The organism is Niabella hirudinis, from assembly GCF_051201075.1.
GTDB classification, from domain to species: domain Bacteria; phylum Bacteroidota; class Bacteroidia; order Chitinophagales; family Chitinophagaceae; genus Niabella; species Niabella hirudinis.
On the sequence record NZ_JBPEHJ010000010.1, the window covers coordinates 24458 to 46826 of the forward strand.

General features: G+C 47.9%; 19 protein-coding genes. 12 read left to right on the plus strand and 7 right to left on the minus strand.

Annotation, left to right across the window (positions count from 1 at the left end; translation table 11 throughout):
• The first annotated feature begins 42 nt into the window (after positions 1-42).
• Both GGU45_RS17135 and GGU45_RS17140 read left to right on the plus strand, forming a co-directional pair.
• Positions 43-1149 (plus strand): ABC transporter permease, encoded by a 1107-nt coding sequence (locus GGU45_RS17135; RefSeq protein WP_435226795.1) that lies wholly within the window; start codon positions 43-45, stop codon positions 1147-1149.
• Positions 1146-2261, plus strand: coding sequence for an ABC transporter permease (locus GGU45_RS17140; protein ID WP_435226797.1), 1116 nt, complete (start codon positions 1146-1148; stop codon positions 2259-2261). The genes GGU45_RS17135 and GGU45_RS17140 overlap by 4 nt, the downstream gene beginning before the upstream one ends.
• A 19-nt stretch (positions 2262-2280) precedes the next feature.
• Here the strand turns inward: GGU45_RS17140 and GGU45_RS17145 are convergent, their stop codons facing one another.
• Together GGU45_RS17145 and GGU45_RS17150 are read right to left on the minus strand one after the other, a co-directional pair.
• A complete protein-coding gene (locus GGU45_RS17145) occupies positions 2281-4074 on the minus strand; it encodes an alpha-L-fucosidase (protein WP_435226799.1) in 1794 nt (597 codons plus the stop codon).
• 48 nt (positions 4075-4122) lie between these two features.
• Complete coding sequence (locus tag GGU45_RS17150) at positions 4123-4278, minus strand: hypothetical protein (protein WP_435226801.1); 156 nt, start codon at positions 4276-4278, stop codon at positions 4123-4125.
• Positions 4279-4518: 240 nt separating this feature from the next.
• On the opposite strand from GGU45_RS17150, the gene GGU45_RS17155 reads away from it, so the two are divergent.
• The 3 genes from GGU45_RS17155 to GGU45_RS17165 all read left to right on the plus strand — a co-directional run bounded on the left by GGU45_RS17155 (position 4519) and on the right by GGU45_RS17165 (position 12520).
• Positions 4519-9561, plus strand: a complete 5043-nt coding sequence (locus tag GGU45_RS17155; protein ID WP_435226803.1) for a translocation/assembly module TamB domain-containing protein — start codon at positions 4519-4521, stop codon at positions 9559-9561.
• 193 nt (positions 9562-9754) lie between these two features.
• Positions 9755-12010 (plus strand): translocation and assembly module lipoprotein TamL, encoded by a 2256-nt coding sequence (gene tamL, locus GGU45_RS17160; RefSeq protein WP_435226804.1) that lies wholly within the window; start codon positions 9755-9757, stop codon positions 12008-12010.
• Positions 12011-12061: 51 nt separating this feature from the next.
• Positions 12062-12520 (plus strand): hypothetical protein, encoded by a 459-nt coding sequence (locus tag GGU45_RS17165; protein ID WP_435226806.1) that lies wholly within the window; start codon positions 12062-12064, stop codon positions 12518-12520.
• A gap of 87 nt (positions 12521-12607) precedes the next feature.
• Here GGU45_RS17165 and GGU45_RS17170 read toward each other — a convergent pair whose 3' ends face one another.
• On the minus strand, positions 12608-13243 hold the full coding sequence (locus tag GGU45_RS17170) for a helix-turn-helix transcriptional regulator (RefSeq protein WP_435226808.1): 636 nt from the start codon (positions 13241-13243) through the stop codon (positions 12608-12610).
• A 149-nt stretch (positions 13244-13392) separates the two neighbouring features.
• Between GGU45_RS17170 and GGU45_RS17175 the strand changes: the two genes are divergently transcribed.
• Positions 13393-13947: an NADPH-dependent FMN reductase gene (locus GGU45_RS17175; protein ID WP_435226810.1), complete on the plus strand. Its 555-nt coding sequence runs from the start codon at positions 13393-13395 to the stop codon at positions 13945-13947.
• A gap of 689 nt (positions 13948-14636) precedes the next feature.
• Here GGU45_RS17175 and GGU45_RS17180 read toward each other — a convergent pair.
• Together GGU45_RS17180 and GGU45_RS17185 are read right to left on the minus strand one after the other, a co-directional pair.
• A complete protein-coding gene (locus GGU45_RS17180) occupies positions 14637-15263 on the minus strand; it encodes a DNA-3-methyladenine glycosylase family protein (protein ID WP_435226812.1) in 627 nt (208 codons plus the stop codon).
• Positions 15264-15275: 12 nt separating this feature from the next.
• Positions 15276-15773: a methylated-DNA--[protein]-cysteine S-methyltransferase gene (locus GGU45_RS17185; RefSeq protein ID WP_435226814.1), complete on the minus strand. Its 498-nt coding sequence runs from the start codon at positions 15771-15773 to the stop codon at positions 15276-15278.
• A 183-nt stretch (positions 15774-15956) separates the two neighbouring features.
• Between GGU45_RS17185 and GGU45_RS17190 the strand changes: the two genes are divergently transcribed.
• From GGU45_RS17190 to GGU45_RS17215, 6 genes are all read left to right on the plus strand, one after another.
• Positions 15957-16421, plus strand: a complete 465-nt coding sequence (locus GGU45_RS17190) for a GyrI-like domain-containing protein (protein ID WP_435226816.1) — start codon at positions 15957-15959, stop codon at positions 16419-16421.
• On the plus strand, positions 16418-16792 hold the full coding sequence (locus GGU45_RS17195) for a DUF1801 domain-containing protein (protein ID WP_435226818.1): 375 nt from the start codon (positions 16418-16420) through the stop codon (positions 16790-16792). The genes GGU45_RS17190 and GGU45_RS17195 overlap by 4 nt, the downstream gene beginning before the upstream one ends.
• A 256-nt stretch (positions 16793-17048) precedes the next feature.
• On the plus strand, positions 17049-17354 hold the full coding sequence (locus tag GGU45_RS17200; RefSeq protein ID WP_435226820.1) for a hypothetical protein: 306 nt from the start codon (positions 17049-17051) through the stop codon (positions 17352-17354).
• Positions 17355-17459: 105 nt separating this feature from the next.
• Positions 17460-18104 carry a DUF3347 domain-containing protein gene (locus GGU45_RS17205; RefSeq protein WP_435226822.1) on the plus strand — a complete coding sequence of 215 codons (645 nt, stop codon included), beginning with the start codon at positions 17460-17462 and terminating at the stop codon, positions 18102-18104.
• A 62-nt stretch (positions 18105-18166) separates the two neighbouring features.
• Positions 18167-18601 carry a hypothetical protein gene (locus GGU45_RS17210; protein ID WP_435226823.1) on the plus strand — a complete coding sequence of 145 codons (435 nt, stop codon included), beginning with the start codon at positions 18167-18169 and terminating at the stop codon, positions 18599-18601.
• A gap of 120 nt (positions 18602-18721) precedes the next feature.
• The gene (locus GGU45_RS17215) at positions 18722-19393 is read left to right on the plus strand and encodes a YceI family protein (protein WP_435226825.1); all 672 of its coding nucleotides are present in this window, start codon (positions 18722-18724) and stop codon (positions 19391-19393) included.
• Between the two features lie 228 nt (positions 19394-19621).
• Here GGU45_RS17215 and GGU45_RS17220 read toward each other — a convergent pair whose 3' ends face one another.
• A complete protein-coding gene (locus GGU45_RS17220) occupies positions 19622-19951 on the minus strand; it encodes a DMT family transporter (protein WP_435226827.1) in 330 nt (109 codons plus the stop codon).
• A 254-nt stretch (positions 19952-20205) separates the two neighbouring features.
• Positions 20206-22164 (minus strand): 30S ribosomal protein S1, encoded by a 1959-nt coding sequence (gene rpsA / locus GGU45_RS17225; RefSeq protein WP_435226828.1) that lies wholly within the window; start codon positions 22162-22164, stop codon positions 20206-20208.
• Positions 22165-22369: the final 205 nt, after the last annotated feature.

Below are 22369 nucleotides of genomic sequence, written 5' to 3' on the forward strand. Positions count from 1 at the left end.
TTCCGCAGTGCCCGGTACAATTGTTTAACAATCCGAAAGAAGATGCAACAGCTACTCGTTTTTATCCGCAAAGAATTTTACCATGTATTCCGCGACAGGCGCACCCTCCTTATCCTGTTTGGATTGCCCCTGGTGCAGATCCTGCTCTTTGGCTATGCGCTTACCAGTGAAGTAAAAAATACGGACCTTGTTGTTATCAATACTTCCGGCGACGTCCTGGCCCAACAGTTGGTTACCCGGCTAAAATCATCCGCGCTTTTCAATGTGCAGGAAAAGCAACTGTCGCCCACCGAAATAGAAAACGAATTCAAAAAAGGGCATATCAAAGCTGCCCTGATCTTCCCCTCCGGGTTCAGCAGCGACCTCATCAACACACAGCGGGCAGGGTTTCAGGTACTCACAGACGGTTCAGAACCGAATATTTCAAAAACGGTTACCCGGTATATCAGCGCCATTGTACAGGATTTTCAGCAGGAACATTTAACCGCAGTATCTTCACCGCTTGCCATTATACCGGAACTGCGCATGATGTACAATGAAGAAGGCAATGGCTCCATCAATTTTGTACCGGGCGTATTGGCGCTTATCCTGATGATCGTTTGCACAGCACTAACCTCGGTAGCGGTGGTCCGGGAAAAGGAAACCGGCACTATGGAAGTACTGCTGGTATCCCCGTTCAAACCGGCGATGGTATTGGTGGCCAAAGCGGTCCCCTTCCTGTTGCTGTCGCTGGTCAACTTCTCCGTCATTCTTCTGCTGGCTGTTTATGTATTAAACGTTCCTTTAGCCGGAAGTCTTTTGCTCCTGTTTGTGATCACCCTCCTCTTTATTGCCACCAGTCTTTCCTTCGGGCTGCTGATCTCCAATGCCACCAGCTCCCAGCAAACAGCGCTCCTTATTTCCATGATGGGGTTAATGCTGCCAACCATCATTTTTACCGGGTTCATTTTCCCCCTGGAGAACATGCCCTTACCATTTCAATGGATCTCTAACCTTGTACCCGCCAGGTGGTATTATGCCGCCGTAAAATCAGTAATGCTCAAAGGTCTTGGGCTGGCCTATGTATGGAAAGAAATGGGGGTTCTTTGCATCATGACCATCCTGCTTTTAACCATCACTGTAAAACGATTCAAAACCAGGTTAACATGAGAACGCTCCGCTTCATATTACAGAAAGAATTCCGCCAGATGTTCCGGAACAAAACCATCCTGGTGATGATGTTTATGCTACCGGTGATCCAATTAGGCGTATTACCGCTTGCCATGGATCTTGATGTAAAAAACATCAACCTTACAATCGTTGATCAGGACCACAGCAGCTACGCGCAAAGACTGATCTCCAAAATAGGCGCGTCCGGATATTTCAGGATCGTAACCGTTGCACCCGCTTATAAGCAGGCCATGTTTACCCTGGAAAACGGCACTGCCGATATCATCCTGGAAATACCGGCATCATTTGAGCGCAACCTCTTAAGAGAAGGCCGTCAGCCGCTCAATATTACTGCAGATGCCATTAACGGTACCAAATCGGGGATCGGCTCTGCTTACCTGCTTACGGTTATCAGAGATTTTAACCAGGACATCCGGCTGATGAGCAATGGCCAACCCATGGCCGGCCCCGCAGGGATCGATATTTCCTCCACCGCCTGGTTTAATCCCTATGAGCGATTTACCTGGTACATCGTTCCGGGCGTGCTGGTATTATTGCTTACACTGGTAGGCGGATTTCTTTCTTCACTGAACATCGTGCGGGAAAAAGAGATCGGTACCATCGAACAAATCAATGTAACCCCGATAAAGAAATGGCAGTTCATTTTGGGAAAACTGATCCCTTTCTGGGTCGTTGGCATGATCGTACTGACCATTGGACTGCTGGTTGCGCGGCTTTTTTATGGGATTGTTCCCGTAGGGAGCCTTATCCTGTTATACCTGCTTGCCGCCGTTTACCTGGCGGCCCTGCTGGGGTTTGGCCTGCTGGTGTCCACCATCAGCAACAATCAATTACAATCGATGTTTATTGCTTTCTTTTTTATTATGATCTTTATTCTGATGAGCGGCCTGTTTACTTCTGTAGACAGTATGCCGGCCTGGGCAAGGTCAATAGCCGCCTTTTTGCCCATCACCCATTTTATGAAAGCGGTCCGTATGATCATCCTGAAAGGAAGTGCCTTCAGCGATATATTGCCGATCCTTATTTATGAGCTACTGTTTGCGATTGGCCTCAATACCCTCGCCATCTGGAATTACCGGAAAACGCAATAATACAAAAATGTCACTTCGCTTATTTTGCAACGCTGCTGATCCAGATCCGGTTAAAATACAAAGGCCCTTCCGCCCCCGGGGTCGCCTTAAAAGACACCTGGTAAAATCCGGCCTTCGAAAAATGCAATTGCCCCAGTGAAGTGTCTCCAAACTCATCCGTATAACTGGAATGCGGTTCTGCCACAATGGTACCCGATGGTTTTAGTTGTTGCTCCAGGTGCTGATCTGTAGCCTGCACCGATACCGGTATGGTATTTTTTGAATGATTATGATACGACAGATCTACCCGGTAGTTGCCCGCCTGAGGTATATATACCTCCCAGCTTAATGTACCTTCTTTATCCATCACCAGGTGTGTGGGGCGTAGTCCGTCATACCGCACCCGTTTAAAACCCGATGTATGCTCCCACAAATTGGAAGCTGTAAGTGCAAAACCACCAAAGGTAGACTCGGGTACCATTTCGCCATCGAGTTTTACCGGGTCAGGGTATTGCAAAACCACCACCGAAACAAAAGGATCAGCCGCCTGTTGCGGCAGTTGAATATGCGTTAACGGGCCGCTCTGTGTAAATCGCAGCGGCATTCTCCCCCCGGTGGTGATCAGTGTCGCTTTTTCGGGTCTGGATAAAATACCCGACAGGCGCAATATTTTATCCAGTGGCCAGTTATATACATGCAGGTACACCAATTGTTTATTCTTTATTGTTTTGGTGGTGATCCTTCCCCAGTCGTGCTGGCCGGCACGCAGATCAAGGCCGGTGCAGCCATAAATAGCTTCGCCGTTCTTTGAAAGCCACTTGCCCATATCTTCCAGGCGGCGTGTGCCTTCATAAGGGATGGATCCGTCTGCACGCGGACCAATGTTCAGGGTAAAATCGCCGTTAAGACTCACATTACCGATTAGCGACTGCAGCAACTGGCTGGTCGATTTCCATTCATTTTCCTGGCCATAATATCCCCAGGAATGTGCAATAGTGCCAGAAGTTTCCCAGGGGTGCGCCGTATAGGCCGAACCAAATTCATTATCGCCCTTTGACTCAAAGTCAACACCCGGATCTGAGGAAGGCAAGCCGATACGGGAGTTAATCAGGCAGTTGGGCTGCAGCTCCCGTATCAGGTGCACTACCTGGTCCAGCTGCTCCTTTTTCACCACCGTTTGTTTATAACCCAGCCACATATCAAACCAGAACATCGCAATATCCCCATAGTTGGTCAGCAATTCCCTCAATTGTGGAATTACTTTCTCCTGCCAGTACTTATTGTAATCTTCATCTTTGATCCCCGTCAGCTCCTTATTATGATCCCACCCATAAGGATGGTCCCAATCTACCCAATGCGAATAATAAAAGCCGAGTTTGATGCCATGCTTCCTGCAGGCAGCTGCCAACTCTTTGATCACATCCCTGTTGGTGCCGCTTAGTTTGGTAAGGTTATAGTCGCTCACCTTGCTGTTCCAGAGCGCCACACCATCGTGGTGTTTGGATGTAATGGTGATATACTTCATACCCGCTTTTTTTGCCAGCAACACCCATTCTTCGGGGTTGATGCGGTTCCAATCAAAGCGTTTGGCAAGGGTTCCATATTCTTCTTTTGAAATACGGTTACGATAACGGATCCATTCCGCATAATTATTAGCATATCTCAGGCGCTCCCCCTTCCACATACCTTCCGCGGCGCTGTAGAGCCCCCAGTGAATGAACATTCCGAAACGGGCATCCGTAAACCATTTTGTCTTTTCAGCAGGGGTTGTCTGGGCATGGAGGGTAACTATAGCCATTACCATCCCTAAAAGAAACAGGATCTTTAATTTCATGTGTAAACTGATTGCGACTAAGATACGTAACTTTTAGAGTGCAATCGCTTACTTCCGCCGCAGCAGCAGGAATATTCCCAGGAACACGATCCCTACCAGGAAAAAGGCCCACCACATCCCTGCTTTAAAAATAGCTTCTACGGCGTTGCAGCTTTGAAGCAATACCATGCCCGCCAGGAAGGCGCAAAACAGAAAACTTTTCATACCTGTTATTTTAGAAAGCGGAAGTCAGGTTGCGCTGCCTCGTTTAAACACCGCCAATTCCAGGCCAAACCATCCCATACCTCCTGATTTTTTCGCTGGCGGCCGAAATTTAACAACGGGAGATTTTGGTTTAATATTTGGAGAATTCCATCTAAAAATCAGGCAGAAACTGAGAAATCTGTTAGGTTTGCAGAAACAGCACAGCATTGTGTTCATTATCCTATTAACCCATTGTACCACTTGAGCAAAGCAGTAAAAAAAAGCATAAAGATCATCGCAAAAATACTCGCGGGCATTCTTGTGCTCCTCATCCTGCTCATCCTGTCGCTGAACCTGCCATTTGTGCAAAATTTTATTAAGGACAAAGTTGTAGCCTACCTGAAAAAAAAGACCGATACAGAGATCCGTCTCGAGCGCATCCGCATCGGATTCCCCAGCGATCTGGAACTGAACAAGCTTTATGTGGCCGATAAAAAACAGGACACCCTGCTTTATGCAGAAAAACTGGGGGTAGACCTGGATATGCTGGCCCTCTTATCGAACCGGGTAGAAGTCAGTAATATTGATCTTAGTACGGTGCGTGCGAATATTTACCGCCTTCATCCGGACACGGTATTCAACTACCAGTTTCTTGTAGATTCGCTGGTATCCAATGAAGAAAAAACACCCGAAGATGAAAAAAAAGACACAACGTCCACCCTCAGATTCCGGCTGGATAAGATCACATTTAATGATATCCGTATCCGGTTTAAAGACGATGTGGCGGGCAATGATGCAGGGGTTTACCTGGGGCAGCTGGATGCCCGTGTAAAAACCTTCGACCTGGAGCAGATGCATTATGCCTTAAATGCGCTTACTCTTAAAAATACGCAGCTGCACTATTTCCAAAACAAGCCACTTACCGTATTACAGCAAAAAGTGGATGCGGAGATCGATAAAACGGCCGACGAACAAAGCGGGCGGCTGCCCCTCATCGAATTTGGAAAACTGACGCTGGATAAGGTATCGCTCCATTACGATGACCGGCTGTCGGATACCCGGGCGGTAACAGACCTGGGCGGCTTTCAACTGGCAAACCTGGCCCTTGACCTCACCAACGGCATCTACCGGTCCTCCGGTTTGCTGCTGCAAAATTCCCGGATCAATTTTGCCTATCGCCCCACCCCATCCAATGAAAAAGCCATCAAAACCGCAGCCGACAGCGCCGCTGCATCACCCTTTGGTTTAACGCTGGGCAAAGTGATCCTCGCCAATAACCAGGTACGGTTCGATAACCTGTCCGAAAAGTCCACTCCGGGTCACCTGGATTTCAACCACCTCAATATAAAAGACCTGGGCCTTACGGGCAATAACATCTCCATAGACAGCAGCGGTATTAAAGCCGCCCTGCTGGGAGGAAAGCTCAAAGACACCAGCGGCTTTGTGCTCAATGATCTAAAAGGAAACATCGTATACGATGACCGGCAATTAAAGGTGGATGGATTTATCTTAAAAACACCTTATACCCAAATCGACAACAACAGTTTGCTGAGCTATACATCTCAGGACGACCTGAGCAGGCACCCCGAAAAAGTAAAGATGGACGTGCAGTTCCACAATACCATTATTGGCATGCAGGATCTTTATTACCTGATGCCCTCCGTGTCTGCGAGTTACCGGAGCCGGCAAATTCATGTTGCAGCCGCCTTCACCGGATACCTGAATGATCTTGATATTGAAAAGTTACAGGTGCAGGGCTTAAACAGTACCCGCATCGATATTGCAGGCGGCATCCGGGGACTGCCGGATATGGACAAAACCGTCTTCAACCTCAACATCCGCAAACTGCAAACATCCAAAAACGACCTGTTTGCATTGATGCCCGCCACATCTATGCCACAAAGTATTGAGTTGCCCGCCTATCTTTCTGCAAACGGAACGTTCAACGGAAGTATTACCAATTTCACCACGGCATTGCAATTAAAAACAGATATGGGCGGCGCGCAGCTGCAGGCAGCCATGGGCGGTCCCAAAAACCGCGAGACCTACCGTGCCAAAATACAGCTGAACACCTTTAACCTGGGGCGTTTATTAAAACAACAGGACCAGATAGGGACAGTTTCCCTGCTGGCTAATATAAGCGGCCAAAGCCTCGATCCCAAAAAGATGCGCGCCAAACTAAACGGCACCATCTACCATGCCAAATACAACAAATACGACTACAAAGACATCAAACTGGAGGGCTCCTATGCCGGCAATATTGCAACCATTAATGCCGCCAGCACCGATAGCAACGCACATTTTGTGCTGGATACAAGAGTGGACCTTAATAAGAGCGCACCGGCCATAAAAGGAACTGCCGATCTGAAAAACATCGATCTTCAAAAACTGAATTTCTATGCAGATCCGCTGAAATTGGCGGGGCTGGTTGATATGGACTTCAGCTCTTTAGATCCGGATTACCTGAACGGATCGGCAACGCTCAAAAGCGTTCAGATCGGATTTAATGAATCCATTTATAATATAGACACGCTAACGCTTAGCGCCGTAGCTACCAAAGAACACAATGCATTATCGCTGCAATCAGATTTCATGTCGGCACAGTTCAATGGCAAATACCAGCTAACGCAGATCGGCCAGGCCTTCATCAACCAGATCAATAAATATTATGCATTTGCTCCCACAAAAAAAATCGCCCCGCAGCAAATGCAGTTCCAGGTGGCCATTACGGATCCAAAATTGATTCAAAATTTTGTACCGCAGCTTACCACACTGGCCCCCTCCGCCATCAGCGGGGTCATTAATACGCAGGGCGACAGCCTCCTCCTTAACGCTTCCTTTCCACATCTGGTCTATGATAGTTTCGATGTCAAAAACATTGTATTGAAGGCGGGCAACATCGACTCTGCAACACTGGATTACGCGCTCAACATTAAAGAGATCCAAAGTCCTTCCATTCATTTATACAATGCCGAAGTAAGCGGGGCTGCGCTCAACAACCTGCTGAATGTAAACGTCTTCCTGAGGGATCACGCCAATAAAGACAAATACCGTATTGGCGGGCAGTTTAAATCACTCAATCAAACCTACCAGTTTACCCTGGACCCCCAAAAGCTCCTGCTCAACTACGACCCCTGGAAGGTAGCGGCAGACAACCTGATCCAATATGGAAAAGCGGGCGTTTATGTGCGCAACTTTGAAATCAGCAACAGCGGCCAATCGCTGGCGGTCAACAGCAGGTCTGCCCAGCCCAATGCCCCGGTGAATGTGCAATTCACCAACTTTATGCTGGAAACCTTAACCCGTTATGCAGACCAGGACACGGCCATGGTTGGCGGAAAGCTTAATGGCACCGTAGATATAACAGATATTGCCACTCCCGAACCGTCGGGACCAAAATTTGAAGCCAACCTCACCATCAACCAGCTCCGGTATCAGAGAGATGCCCTGGGCGATGCATCCATAAAAATAAACAACAACACGGCCAATGCCTACCAGGCGGACATTCGCTTATCCGGTTTGCACAACCTGGCCATTACCGGGTTCTATTATACCCAGCCTGCCAGCTCGCTGGACCTGGACGTTGCCGTTAATAAAATCGATCTCAAATATATCGAAAGCGTGACCGGTGGCCAGATAAGAAACGGCAAAGGAACCCTTACGGGGAACCTGACCCTGAAAGGCCCGGTAAGCAAACCGGCGATCCAGGGTGCGCTCACCTTTAAAGACGCGGGGCTGAACATTACCCAGCTCAACGGGTACTACCAGCTCAAAGATGAAACCGTACGTTTCACAGGGTCCGGTATTTCCTTTAATAAATTTACCGTGAGGGACTCATCCAACCAGCCGCTGACACTGGACGGAACCATTGGCCTGCGCGATTTTTCCAATCCCCGCTTCAACCTTACCCTCCGTGCCAATAACTTCAGGGTTATGAACTCCACCGCTAAAGACAACGAGCTCTTCTTTGGTACAGTGCTGGTAACCTTAAATGCGCGGATCACCGGCGACCTCAACAAACCCAAGGTAACCATGCAAACCCGCATCAATAAGGGAACAAAATTCAATTTCGTGATCCCCGATGATGATCCGCTGGTATCCAGCCAGGAGGGGGTTGTCGAATTTATAGATAAGGATGCGCCCCCGCTCAACGGGCGGCAGCCCATCAATGTGGATAGCCTGACCCGGTCGCCCATCAGGGGCCTGGATATTTCGGGGGATATCACGATCAACAAGGACGCTGAGATCACCATCGTAGTAGACCCACAGAGCGGCGATGCCCTGCGTGTAAAGGGAGAAGCCGACCTCAGCCTCCAGATGGATCCCAGCGGCCGTACTACCTTAACCGGCCGGTACGAGATTACCGAAGGAGGCTATAATCTTACCATTGGCGGACTGGCCAAACGGGAATTTAAGATCCAGCAGGGCAGCTCTATACAATGGACAGGCGCCCCAACGGAAGCCAATGCAGATATCACCGCTATTTACGAAGTCAATACATCGCCCATCGATCTTGTGGCCGCGCAGCTCGAATCAGAGAGCAGCACCAACCGCACCATGTACCGGCAAAAGCTTCCTTTTTATGTCTACCTTAAAATGAGTGGTGAGCTGCTAAAGCCGAAGATCGGTTTCCAGATCGATATGCGCGAAAGCGAACGTAACGCCTTTAACGGCATTGTTTATACCCGGCTGCAGCAGGTCAATGCCAATGAAAGTGAATTAAACAAACAGGTATTTGCCCTGCTGGCCCTCAACCGGTTTATCTCCGACAACCCTTTTGAAAGTCTTGCGGGCGGCACTTCCGCGGGCGCATTGGCAAGGCAGAGTGTAAGCAAGCTCCTTACAGAACAGCTGAACAACCTTGCCTCCGATCTGATAAAAGGTGTTGACATTAATTTTGATCTTACATCGCAGGAAGACTACTCCACGGGCCAGGAAAAGAGCAAGACCGATTTAAATGTAGCTTTTACCAAGCGGCTGTTGAATGACCGCCTCAGCGTTACCGTAGGCAACAATTTTGCATTGGAAGGTGCCAATACCAACCAGAATGCAGCACAGCTCGCCAGCAATGTAAATATCGAATACATGCTTTCGCGCGATGGGCGTTACCGCCTGCGGGCCTATCGCCGCAACCAGACGGAAGGAATCATTGAAGGGCAGATCATCGAAACCGGGGTAGGCTTTATCATCGTGGTAGATTACAATAAATTCGGGGAAGTGTTTCGCAGTTTCAGAAAACGCGATCAGCGGCGCGGAGCGGGGAATTTTGGCAGCAGTAACCGCAAAAACAAGGAAGATGAGTAAACGCAGCTATCAGATATCAGATTTGAGATATGAGATGTCAGACCTGAGCTTTCAGCTTTCAGAGGTCGGCTTTCCAACATCAGACATCAGACATCAGACATCAAATATCAGAATTGGGCTATCAAACCTCAAACCTCAAACATCAAACCTCTCAATTCCCAAATCCATTTATTATTTAGGCCTGTTATTATCCTTGCTGATATGTTCCTGCTCCACTACTAAAAAATTAAAACCGGGCGAGGTACTTTATACCGGCGCCACCATACAGCTAAACCCCGATTCACCCGCCGTTAAGGATCAAAAACGTTTTCAAAAAGAGCTGGAAGAGAAAGTACGCCCCGAGCCCAATAAAAAACTGCTCGGCTGGCGCTATAAATTATTTTTTTACAATCTTGTTAAGGAGCCCAAAAAACAAAAGGGTATCAAATACTGGATCAAATATAAACTGGGTGAGCCACCCGTTTTGATGAACCAGGTACGGCTGCAGAACAATGCCAATGTGCTCCGCAGCTACCTGGCCAGTAAAGGTTTTTTACAGGCTTCCGGGTCCGGTGATACTACGCTCAAAGAAAAAACGGGCAAGGCGGTCTACCGGCTTTACTCCGGCCCGCGTTACACGATGAATGCGATCAGTTTTCCCGGCGACAGCAGCAGTGCGATCTCCGGCCTCATCCATAGTTCCAGAAACAACACCCTGTTAAAACCGGGCAACTTTTACGATCTTGACGTTTTTAAGGCCGAGCGCGAACGGATTGACGTAGCATTAAAGGAAAAGGGCTACTATTATTTTAGTCCCAACTACCTGCTGGTGCAGGCCGATAGTACCATTGGTGCGCACCAGGTAGATATTGACCTCAAAATAAAAAAGGATGCGCCGCAAGCGGCTTTACAGCCCTATTTTATCCGCAATATCAATATCTACCCCGATTACAGCTTAAGACGGGACTCTGTTACCCGTGCCTCCGACCCGGTATCATTTAAAGGCTTTACTATTTACGACCCCAATCACAAGTACAAACCCCGGTTATTTGAGCATCTGATCTTCTTTCAAAAGGGAGAGCCGTATAACCGCACCGACCATGCACTAAGCCTGAACCGTTTGGTGAACATCGGAACCTTCCGGTTTGTAAAGGCAGAGTTCAACCCCATTGATACCGCCTCCAGCAATAATATGGATGTGGACTTCCTGCTTACCTCCTCAAAAAAGAACGCGCTTTCACTTTCGGTTACCGGCACCAGCAAATCCAACAATTTCATCGGGTCCGAAGTAAAATTAACCCACACGAATAAGAATACCTTTCGCGGAGCGGAACAACTCAACCTCAGCCTTGCGGGCGGCTTTGAAAAACAGTTTAGCGGGCAGCAGAAAAACCTCAGCTCCTACTCGCTGGGGGCCGAAGCCCGTTTATTATTCCCGCGTTTCCTGGTACCCGTTGTAGGGTTCACCACTCACAACGCCTACGTGCCCAAAACCCATATCACCATTGGATCGCAGCTGCTCAACCGCGCCAACTACTATACCCTGCTTTCGGGCAGAGGAGAATTTGGATACTTGTGGAAGGGTAATGAGTTTAACGAGCACCAGTTCAACCCGCTTTCTGTAAGCTATATCCGTACGGCCAATACCACGGACAGTTTTAACCGGATGCTGGCAAAAGTGCCCACGCTTAAAAATAATTTCGAAAACCAGTTTATCATCGGCACCAACTATACCTTTACGTACACCAACCAGGTTAAACCCGAACTGCACAACAATTTCCTGTTTATGGGTTCCGTTGAATCGGCCGGCAACCTCGTCAACGCCTTTCTTCACAAGGACGAAGACGGCAAAAAGCGGTTATTTCAAACCGTTACCAATCAATTTGTACGCTTCGAAGCCGATTTCAGGGATTATTACAAAATAAACCCGGGGCTCATCTGGGCCAACAGGCTCAACATGGGCTATGGCATTCCTTATGGAAACAGCTCGGTATTGCCCTATGTGCGCCAGTTCTTTGCCGGGGGAAGCAACGATATCCGCGCCTTCCGTTCCCGCTCCCTGGGGCCGGGCTCCTTTTATATCAATACCGACAGCCTGGACCTTTTTGCCGACCAGGGCGGTGATGTAAAGCTCATGCTGAATACCGAAATAAGGGCCCGGCTCTTCAGTATCATCCAGGGCGCCGCGTTTATCGATGCCGGCAACATCTGGCTGGCAAAAAACGATACCAGTCGCCCCGGCGGCCAATTCCGTTTGGGAAATGTACTGAACCAGACCGCCGTTGGGGGGGGCGTTGGATTAAGGGTAGATGCATCCATCTTCGTAGTACGGTTCGATCTGGCCATGCCCTTCCGAAAGCCCTGGCTACCGCCGGGAGAACGGTGGGTTATTGACCAGATCCGTTTCAGCGACCCCGAATGGCGTAAAAAAAATCTTATCTTTAATATCGGTATCGGCTATCCCTTTTAGCAGGACCTCTATTCAAAACCCTCATTACCGCATCACCTGCAATTTACCTACATGAAAAAGAACAGCGCTGTTATCGCAAAAGCCGGGTTCCTTGTGGGAACACTGGACATTCTTTCTGCGTTCCTCCACTACTATATCGTAACGGGGAAAGATCCGTTGTTTATATTGAAATACATTACCAGCGCCCTGCTGGGGCCGGTAGCTTTTTCGGGCGGAGCGGAAATGTATGCAGCCGGGCTCCTGCTCCATTACCTGGTGGCATTCAGCTTTACGACATTCTTCTTCTGGTTGTATCCGCGGCTAAAAATATTAGGGAAGAACCGGGTAGCTACCGGTATTTTCTACGGCCTTTTTATCTGGGCGATCATGAACCTTGTTGTGGTACCTCTATCCCGGATCGGGAAATTTCCCGGCTCTGTTTCCGGGGTTCTTATTAATGCTGCAATACTGATCCTTGTTATTGGCCTTCCGCTCTCTTTTATGGCCCGTCGTTATTATCGCAAGCTATAAGTTGTTGGCTGTCGGCCATCAGACGTGAAAAACATCAGGCATAAAAAGGGCCAAACGTTAAACCCTGAACTTTAAACCAGAAACGCATCATCCCGCCACCGGCATTACCTTATAGGCACACCGCCGGGCGCCTATTAAAATATGATCTACCCGCTCCACGGTCACGGTTTTACCCAGTACTGCTTTAAATGTTTTTAACTCAGCCGCGCAAAAACCCTGGCAGCTGGCAGCAGCAGTGCAAATGGGGCAATGATTTTCTATCAGCAGGTACCCATCGCCTTCTTTCTGAAGCGCCGCCATATACCCTTCTGCGGTTCTCAACGCTGCCAGCCCTTTTAACCGGTCTTTCAAACCCTTTTTCCCTTCCAGCGCTCTTAAATACCGGTCCAGCGCCGCCTTGCCCTGGGCCGCAACAATCTTGTCCAGCGCCGGCTGCCCCAACAGGGTACGCACGGCATCAATCAGTTTTACGGTTAATGCTGCATGCATATCAGGAAAACGTGCGTTCCCCAGGTCGGTAAGCGCCCATAGCTGCTGCGGGCGGCCCCTGCCTTTCGATTCCGTTGTTGCATCTACCAATCCCTCCTTTGCCAGCTTCAGCAAATGAAACCGGGCGCCCTCCACGGTAATCCCTAATTCCGTTGCCAGTTCCAGCAGCGTTTGCGGCCCACGGGTCTTGATGATTCCCAGCGCCCTTTCGTTATCCGGAAAATTATTATGCATAATAAACCAAGTATTTATTTATTTTATTTAACAAATTTAATACATTTGCCTGAATGCGCCGGCAAGCCATTAGCAAAAAGCATTATATTTGGCAAACGGACGTCCATCGTTATTTATACGTTACGCAAACTCATATCAGTTACAAGACCATGAATATATTAATTTTAAACGGATCACTGGACCAGCGGGAGGCTTCTACTCCCGCAAAGCTCTCTGCATACCTGAAACAACATCTGGAAGACCAGGGCGCTCAAACTACCGTTTTTAACCTCGTAGAATCCGGCATTCCCTTATTTGACTATACCTTGCAAAAAACACCCAATGGCGTTCAGGTAATGCTCAATCTTTTCAGGAACGCGGATGCCCATATATGGTTAACGCCCTTGTATCATGGCAGCATGACCGGGGTTATGAAAAACTGTCTCGATTGGTTGGAGCTGAGCTCTAAAGAAGAGCGTCCCTACCTCATTGACAAACTCATTGGGATGATCTGCTGGGCAGATGGAGGGCAGGCCATGCAGGGGATCAACGCCATGGATGCCGTTGCCAAATCGTTGCGGGCATGGCCGGTGCCTTTTAGTGTTCCCATTGTGCGCAATGCTTTATTTGCCGCACCGGATTATACGGAGCTTACCCAGGAATATAAAAACAAGATCAACCTGCTCACCAGCATCATTACTTCCAAACGGGTAGTTGCCATTTAATGCCGGAGCTTTCAGGCCTGACGACCAGGGGTCATCAAGTATGAACACGGGACCAAACGGGTATAATGTGGGAATTTGAAAATTTGAAGATGGGAAAGCGACATGAAGCATAACAACGGAATCAAACCATAAACTTCAAACGTCAAACAAATAGGCACATCAAGCGTAAAAACGCCCCGATGGTTCGCATGCGCGTCAGGTTAAGAACAGATCAGGTTGCCATGAAATGTAGTACGGGTAAGCCTTTCACGCCAAAAAGATCGCATCTTTTAATGGCAAACAGGCGCAGCGCGCCGTTGACCCTTATAACGATGAGCACCCAAAACATCCCGTAGCCGCAGCGCGGCGGTAATTTCCTGTGCACGGCTTGTACAAACCGCAATGATTACCGGTGCGCCGCACCTTTATTACCCGTATGGTCGTTTACTAACAGGATCAGCGCTGCGCTGCAGCTCCCAGGGCAAAAATTGACCTGACGCGCATGCGATCTATCGGGAGTAAAATGAAGATAACGATTCTGCTTTGTAAACTCCCCTCCGATCGATATTTGAGGATAATAGGGAATAGCGAGTAGTGAACAGGAAGAAGCGAATCCCACCAGGTAGAAACGAAGATCCAACTCAAACCTTAAACAAATAGACACATCAAGCATAAAAACGGATCCAACCTCAAACTTTAAACCTTAAACCTTAAACCGCCCTCTCCGACAAATAATAATGCCAGAGGATCATGGTTGCAACGGTACGGTGCGGCGCCCAGGTTGCCGCAACCGCAATCAACGCTTCTTTAGGCGTATCCTTGTCCAGGGCCTTTAATCGCTTCAATGCATTAACGGCTGCAAGATCACCCACCGGAAAAATATCCGCACGTTGTAATACAAACATCAGGTATACATCCACCGTCCAGTTACCGATGCCTTTTAAGACGGTCAGCTTTTCCCGGATCACTGCATCCGGCAATTGATGTATTTCCGCAAGATCAATCGATCCGCTGATGATGGCTTCTGCAAGCCCCCTGATATAGATCATTTTCTGCCTGCTGACATAACAGGCACGCATTTCCGTGTCGCTCAGCTTTAAAAGGACTTCGGGACTGATATGCCCGGTATACTCCTGTAATTTTTTTAAAGCTGCCAAAGCTGACGCCAGCGACACCTGTTGCTCCAGGATGATGTGCACCAGCGACTCAAAACTATTGACACGGGTCCACATCGGCGGATGCCCGTATGCTTTCAAAACCCCGGCAAGATGACTGTCTTTTTTGGCCAGCTGATTACAAATCCGTTTAAAGGTCTTCTCAGAAAAAGAATGGATCATAGAGCGGAACACTTACCACAGATTCATCTGTGGCTTTGGATTTTCAAGATTCAACAAATAAATTTTGCGTTGCAGCCCACCGCCAAAACCGATCATCTTTCCATCGGCACCAATTACCCGGTGACAGGGAACAATGATTGGTACCGGATTTTTATTCAACGCGCCGCCCACAGCCCGCACGGTTTTAATGTCGCCCACTCTGCGGGCCATTTCGCCATAACTGATCGTTTTTCCAAAAGGAATATCCGCCAGCAGCTCCCAGACTTTCTTCTGAAAACCGCTGCCCATCAGCATTACCGGCAGTGCAAACACTTTTCGCTTCTCCTCAAAATACTCATTCAGCTGACGTTCTGCTTCCAGCAACAGCGGGTGATTGACATCTTTAAGAAAATGTTCGTCAATGTACTTTTCATCGAGCCGCCATTGCACCCCAACCAGGTGGGTAGCTGTGGCTATAAGGCGCAACAGGCCGGTCGGGGAGGATATTTCTTTATAAAAACAGGCTTCCATCTGCCCGTCTAAAATACATCATTCCCCGAAATTGTTTGCGATTACCTGCACTCAAAACCAACAAAACCCTGTTTCAAATTACCCGATCACTTTCCGGAATGCTGTAAAATCCTGAAAAAAGAATAGCTGCTGACATAAGGTTGTCACTACTGCTTTTTAATTTCGCCTGTTAATACAATATTTATGATACAGGAACACATGGCATCCTTTAAAGTGATCGGGATCAGTGTAAGAACCACCAATGAAAACAACCAGGCGGCCATTGATATCCCCGCACTCTGGGAGCGGTTCATGACAACAGGCATCGCACAGCAAATACCCAACAAAGCCGGAGAAGAAATCTACGCCATTTACACGGCGTACGAAAAAGATCATACGCGGCCCTATACTACTGTGCTCGGATGCCCGGTCACTTCTTTCGACGAGGTTCCGGCGGGTATGGAAACTGTGGAGATTGCAGCGGGAAATTATGCCCGCTTTACCGCAACCGGCAACATCAGTGAAGGGGCTGTGTTTAATGAGTGGCTAAAGATCTGGAACACCCCGTTACCCCGGAAATACGCTACCGACTTTGAAGTATATGGGGCAAAGGCGCAGGATCCGGAACACGCAGAAGTGCCTATCTTTATAGCATTGAAAAATGAATGAACGCATCAGATGATTTTTACGCGAAGCAGGAAGAGCCGGTAAAAAGCTGCCTGTTAGCCTTAAAGACAATGATCCTGCAACAGGACACCCATCTTACGGCCACCTGGAAGTACGGGATGCCTTTTTTTTGCTACAAAGGTAAAATGTGCTGTTACCTTTGGATCGATAAAAAGCGGGGGTATCCCTACCTGGGCATTGTGGAAGGCAAGCACGTTCATCACCCCCTGCTCCAACAGGAACAACGCGCCCGGATGAAAACCCTCCTGCTTGATCCGCATAAAGATCTGCCCGTAAAAATCATAACCCGGATACTCCGGGACATGCTCCGGCTATACCGTGAAGGGGTCGTAAAAACAAAAACAATTCCATAAACGCTCTGATAATAAGGGAAATGCCGCAGCCGGCTCTTACAGAATTCCCGGCATTCCTTATATCATTTACTGAAATGATAAGTAAATGAGTATCAACTGTTATCAAACTGTTAGAATCTACTTTTGATCCGTTTTTTTTTGTATAGAAAACAATAAAGTTTAATTTTGCAGGGTATTTCAGATGCGTTTCATACAAATGATATTACTCCTGGCCGTTTTTTTTGCGGCGCCTGTACTGAAACCCAGTGCCTGTGAAATGCAGCATAGAACTGAAAAAAGCACGAGGGCGGTTCCTCCGGCTTTACATACAACCAACCTGATGGCACACCCCACAGATTGTTGTAGTCAATCATCGGAAGCACATCAGCAAAAAGGTCATTGTACACACGACAATTGTACCAACAACAGTTGTCATCCCGTTTCTATATATAGCCTGCACGCCGCGCATCAACTGGAGATTACGATACCCCCTGTAGCAGCAATCAATTATAGCAACGGGGTTAACAGCATGCAGCTTGCATCCTATGCCTATACCATCTGGCAGCCTCCCCGGTTAAGTTAATCAGTATTTTCAAGGCTTTTTATGTCCCCGTGTAACGCGAGCTGTTATCCGGACGGTATGCGCTATTTGGCATACCCCATTTTTTAACTGATTAACAATATCTATATGCAATTCATAAAAAATGCATCATTGGCTTTTGTGATGGCCCTGATGACCACATCTATCTATGCCGGCACCGGCATCAAAAATGCAAAAACGATCACCGTATCCATCCAGGGGAGTTCTGTTGTCAGCAAAACCCTTATTGAAAAAGCAGGAGCCCAAAAGAACATGGATGCGGCCGGGGCGGAGCAGCATAAAGACCACGTGACTGCGGATACCGCCACATCAAAGCTGGAGCCTTTATACCAGTCTTACTTTGCTATTCAGCAGGCATTGGTTCAATCCGATGCAAAAGCCGTGGCCCAAAAAGCCAACGAGCTTTCGGGGCTGGTCAAAGCTGTAAAAATGGGAGCACTTTCCTCAAAGGAGCATGATGTTTGGATGGAGGTAATGAAAAAACTAAACCAACAGGCCATGGCGTTAAAAATGGCTTCCGGTATTGAAAAACAGCGGGCCGCCTTCGCATCGCTTACGGAAACGCTGTATCCCTTAATAAAGGCCTCCAAATCCGCTTATAAGGTTTATTATAACCATTGCCCGATGTACAACGGCGGAGCCAACTGGCTGAGCAAAGAGCAAGGGATCAAAAACCCCTATTATGGTTCAAAGATGCTCACCTGCGGATCTACTAAGGAAACTATACAATAACCAGGCCCCCTCATTCTGAAACAGCACTCATGAAACTTTTTAAAAACAAAAACAACAAAAAAATGATTCATCTTATAAAAACCGGGCTCATCATATCTATGGCAATTTTTACGACCGCCTGCGGCTCGGGATCTGAAAAACAGAAAGCGACTAAAGTACCAGCTGCACCGGAAGCCATACAGTCTTCCCCACAAGCCGGTACCGGGAACTATAAAAAAGGCGATGCCGTGCCCTCCAATCTGGTATGCATGGTCAATAATGCCTATATGGGTAAACAACAGATAGCCGTTCCCTTTAACGGCAAAACCTATTATGGCTGCTGTGAAATGTGCAAGAACCGGATCCCTCAGGATGCGGCCGTCCGTAAAGCGACAGATCCGGTTACGGGAAAGCCGGTAGACAAAGCCTCCGCCTATATTGTGATCACTGGTGATAATGGCGAGGTTTCCTATTTTGAGAGCGCCGACAGTTACAAAAAACTTGCGCAGGATCAATAAACGGGCATCAATCATTGATTTATCAGACGTGAATTGTTATAAAATTGCCATATTTAATGTTTAAACATTGTTTTTACAGTTATCTTTTTACTTTTGCGCGCAATTCTAAAAAAAACAAATATGAAACAATCCATTTCAATCTTTACCCTCGCATTATTGTTAGCCGCTTGCGGAGGCGCATCCAGCGACCAGGCAAAAACCGGTGAAAAACAAGAGGCAGCAGCAGTAACCGGCAATACTTATGCCATTGATACCGTTGCTACCACCGTTGACTGGCGCGCTACGCACAAAGGCGGCTTTGCTCCCCGCTTTGGTGTTATCAGCGTAAATGATGGTAATCTTTCTGTTGAGAACGGTGCTGTTACAGCAGGCCACTTTACCATTAACCTGGCCGGTTTAGTGGTAGATACGACATCCGTTACAGAGCCTGGTAAAAAGGCGGCTGACCTGGAGGCGCATCTGAAAAGCCCCGACTTTTTTGATGTAGCCAAACACCCCGCCGCCGCATTCGTGATTACCAAAGTGGCTCCTTACGACAGCACACAGCAAAAAAGCTTATTGCCCGGGGCTACGAACCTGATCAGCGGCAACCTTACTTTAAAGGACAGTACATTAAACATTACCTTTCCGGCCCAGGTTACCATTACCGAAAGCGGGGTAACAGCGCGTGCCAAATTCACAATCGACCGCAGTGCCTGGGGAATCAGCTATAAAACAGAGGGCAGTCCCGAGGACTGGATGATCAGCAAGGATGTGGAAATCGGCTTTAACCTGGAGGCTGCGAAGAAATAATAAAAGTGAAATGTTTTGAGTGAGATGTTTTGAGTGAGATGTTTTTGGTGAGCATCGAAGCCGGGCAAAACAGATAGCATGAAGTCTGACCGCATTTATCCACCAATCCCTCACTCCCAACCACATCTCACTAAAACCTCTCACCAGCCACATCTCACCAAAAACTTTTCACCAACACAATATCAACAAGAGGTCGTCTTCACCTACCGGAGGCGGCCCTTTTTTATATCAATGTGCCGATACCACCTTCAATCCCACAATAGATGCAATGAGCGTAGTAATAAAAAACAACCGCCAGAAAGTAGCCGGTTCCTTAAACACCAGGATACCCATTAGCACTGCACCCACGGCCCCAATTCCCGTCCACACAGCATAAGCCGTTCCAATGGGCAACCCCTGGATGGCTTTCATCAGCAGCAGCATACTCGCCGTAAGCGATACCAAAAAACCGGCGTACCACCAGTACATTGCAGCACCCGTTGTTTCTTTTGCCTTACCCAGGCAGGAGGTAAAAGCTACTTCACACAATCCGGCAATAATTAAAATAATCCAGTTCATAGTCTTCAAAATTACTCTTTTTTCTGTCCGGACCAGCATCGTTGCTCAAGCCCTGTAGCCACGAAGGCTCAGAGACACAAAGCGTCACGAAGATGAATGAACCGTTCTGGCCGTTTTTAATGATTCCTGAGGGGGCCGCTGGCTCTGAAAAAATGAATAGCCCCAAATCATCTGTGGCATCTGTGGCAACCACCTTCAAACGAAAAAAGCTGCACCGTCTTTAGCGATGCAGCTTTCAATATTAGAGGATAAGATTATTCTGCTTTACCAGAATTTTCCTGATCCAGTTTTTTCCGGATATCCGCCAAAGCGCTCAGGTCGCCCAGTGTTGCTTTTTCAACCTTGTTCTGGATGTTCTTCACTGCTTTTTTGGTTTTGTCTGCTTCAGCGCGTGCATCTTTCTTCACAGTTTCTCTTTCTTCGTATGCCGACTGTTCCCAAACGCGGGTGTGGGACAGTACAATGCGCTTTTCATTGCGATCGAACTCGATCACCATGAACGGAGCGGTTTCATCCAGGTTTACCGATTTACCATCCTGTGTATTCAGGTGACGATTGGGAGCAAACCCTTCCAGGCCGTAAGGCAGCTGAACGGTAGCACCTTTATCATCTCTGCGTACAATGGTTCCTTCATGCACACTGCCAATGGCAAAAGTGTCCTGAAGGGTGTTCCAGGGATCTTCTTCCAGCTGTTTGTGTCCCAGCTGCAGTTTACGGTTGTCTTTATCGATACCCAGGATCACTACATCGATATTTTCGCCCACTTTCGTGTACTCGCCCGGATGGTTGAAGCGTTTCAGCCAGCTTAGGTCGCTGATATGGATCATACCACCAATGCCCTGTGCCAGTTCTACGAACACACCATAGTTGGTGATGTTTTTCACCTCGCCGGTATGCTTGGTGCCCTCTGCAAAGCGGGTTTCGATATCGCTCCATGGATCTTCTGTCAGTTGTTTGATAGACAGGCTCATTTTGCGGGTATCTTTATCCAGCGTTACAATTTTTGCTTCGTGCTCATCACCCAGTTTGAAGAAGTCTTTGGCATTTACAGGCGTGTTAGCCCATGTAATTTCACTTACGTGAACCAGACCTTCAACGCCCGGAGTGATTTCCAGGAATGCACCGTAGTCTTCAATATTCACCACTCTTCCTTTCACGGTGTTGCCCTCAACAATACCTTCGGGTAATACATCCCATGGGTGCGGCGTCAGTTGTTTCAGACCCAGGCTGATACGTTTTTTCTCATCATCAAAGTCAAGTACCACCACGTTCACTTTCTGATCGATCTTCAGTACTTCGTTCGGATGAGAGATACGTCCCCATGAAATATCAGTAATATACAGCAGGCCATCCAGTCCGCCAAGGTCCATAAACGCACCAAAGTCGGTGATGTTTTTAACCGTACCTTCCAGTACCTGGCCTTTTTCAAGTTTACCAATGATTTCAGCACGCTGTGCTTCAATATCGCTTTCGATAAGCGCTTTGTGCGATACCACGGCGTTCTTAATGGTTTCGTTGATCTTAACCACTTTAAACTCCATAGTTTTACCCACAAACTGATCGTAGTCGGTAACGGGTTTTACATCGATCTGAGAACCTGGCAGGAAGGTTTCCATACCAAATACGTCTACGATCAAACCACCTTTGGTTTTTGAGGTAACCTGTCCGGTAACCACTTCGCCTGTTTTGTTTACCTCCACAATGCGCTCCCATGCACGGGTTGTGCGGGCTTGTTTGCGGCTCAGGTTCAGGTGACCATCCCGGTCTTCCTTCTCAACGATCATCACTTCTACTTCATCACCTACTTTCAGCCCCTGCAGATCGCGGAATTCGTTCAGGGAAATCAGGCCATCGCTTTTGAAGCCGATGTTCAACACCACATCGGTGTTTGTAATGCCCACAACGATACCGTTGATCAGCTCTCCATCGTTCAATTGTACAAAAGTGTTTTCATACACTTTGTCGTACTTTTCTTTTTCTTCTTTGGAATAAGAAGAAACATTGCGTTTGTCTACGCTCCAGTCAAAATCATCATGGGCGGTTTCAACGGCAACGGGTGCTTCAGCGGGTTTGTTTACAGCGGCAGCTTCGCTCACCGCTTCAGCTACAGGTGCAGTGGTTGTCGCTGTAGAAGCTTCCTCCACCGGCTCTCCGGCGGCACCCGCATTCTCCTGTGCATCAGCGTTTAATTGTTTAAAAAATAATTGAAACATAATAAAATCCGAAGGTTTTTTAATTCGGACTGCAAAGGTAAGCATTTCCCAGGGAATCGCCTAATTAGCTCAAGATCTACAACTATTTGATTATCAACAGTATCCATCGAAGCCAGGCCCGGCATCCCAGCGTTCATTCAGCTGGTAGTTTTCAGATAACAGCGCGGGGAGACCCACCCTCAACTTTTATCCTTATCTTGGACGC

Bases quoted from the DNA above. Each gene is read 5' to 3' on its own strand.
- GGU45_RS17150 (WP_435226801.1), bottom strand. From the start codon at position 4,278: ATGAAAAGTTTTCTGTTTTGCGCCTTCCTGGCGGGCATGGTATTGCTT.
- GGU45_RS17200 (WP_435226820.1), top strand. From the start codon at position 17,049: ATGCAGCATAGAACTGAAAAAAGCACGAGGGCGGTTCCTCCGGCTTTA.
- rpsA (WP_435226828.1), bottom strand. From the start codon at position 22,164: ATGTTTCAATTATTTTTTAAACAATTAAACGCTGATGCACAGGAGAAT.
- GGU45_RS17165 (WP_435226806.1), top strand. From the start codon at position 12,062: ATGAAAAAGAACAGCGCTGTTATCGCAAAAGCCGGGTTCCTTGTGGGA.
- GGU45_RS17220 (WP_435226827.1), bottom strand. From the start codon at position 19,951: ATGAACTGGATTATTTTAATTATTGCCGGATTGTGTGAAGTAGCTTTT.
- GGU45_RS17205 (WP_435226822.1), top strand. From the start codon at position 17,460: ATGCAATTCATAAAAAATGCATCATTGGCTTTTGTGATGGCCCTGATG.
- GGU45_RS17175 (WP_435226810.1), top strand. From the start codon at position 13,393: ATGAATATATTAATTTTAAACGGATCACTGGACCAGCGGGAGGCTTCT.
- GGU45_RS17135 (WP_435226795.1), top strand. From the start codon at position 43: ATGCAACAGCTACTCGTTTTTATCCGCAAAGAATTTTACCATGTATTC.
- GGU45_RS17180 (WP_435226812.1), bottom strand. From the start codon at position 15,263: ATGATCCATTCTTTTTCTGAGAAGACCTTTAAACGGATTTGTAATCAG.
- GGU45_RS17170 (WP_435226808.1), bottom strand. From the start codon at position 13,243: ATGCATAATAATTTTCCGGATAACGAAAGGGCGCTGGGAATCATCAAG.
- GGU45_RS17145 (WP_435226799.1), bottom strand. From the start codon at position 4,074: ATGAAATTAAAGATCCTGTTTCTTTTAGGGATGGTAATGGCTATAGTT.
- GGU45_RS17185 (WP_435226814.1), bottom strand. From the start codon at position 15,773: ATGGAAGCCTGTTTTTATAAAGAAATATCCTCCCCGACCGGCCTGTTG.
- GGU45_RS17140 (WP_435226797.1), top strand. From the start codon at position 1,146: ATGAGAACGCTCCGCTTCATATTACAGAAAGAATTCCGCCAGATGTTC.
- GGU45_RS17190 (WP_435226816.1), top strand. From the start codon at position 15,957: ATGATACAGGAACACATGGCATCCTTTAAAGTGATCGGGATCAGTGTA.
- GGU45_RS17215 (WP_435226825.1), top strand. From the start codon at position 18,722: ATGAAACAATCCATTTCAATCTTTACCCTCGCATTATTGTTAGCCGCT.
- GGU45_RS17210 (WP_435226823.1), top strand. From the start codon at position 18,167: ATGATTCATCTTATAAAAACCGGGCTCATCATATCTATGGCAATTTTT.
- GGU45_RS17195 (WP_435226818.1), top strand. From the start codon at position 16,418: ATGAACGCATCAGATGATTTTTACGCGAAGCAGGAAGAGCCGGTAAAA.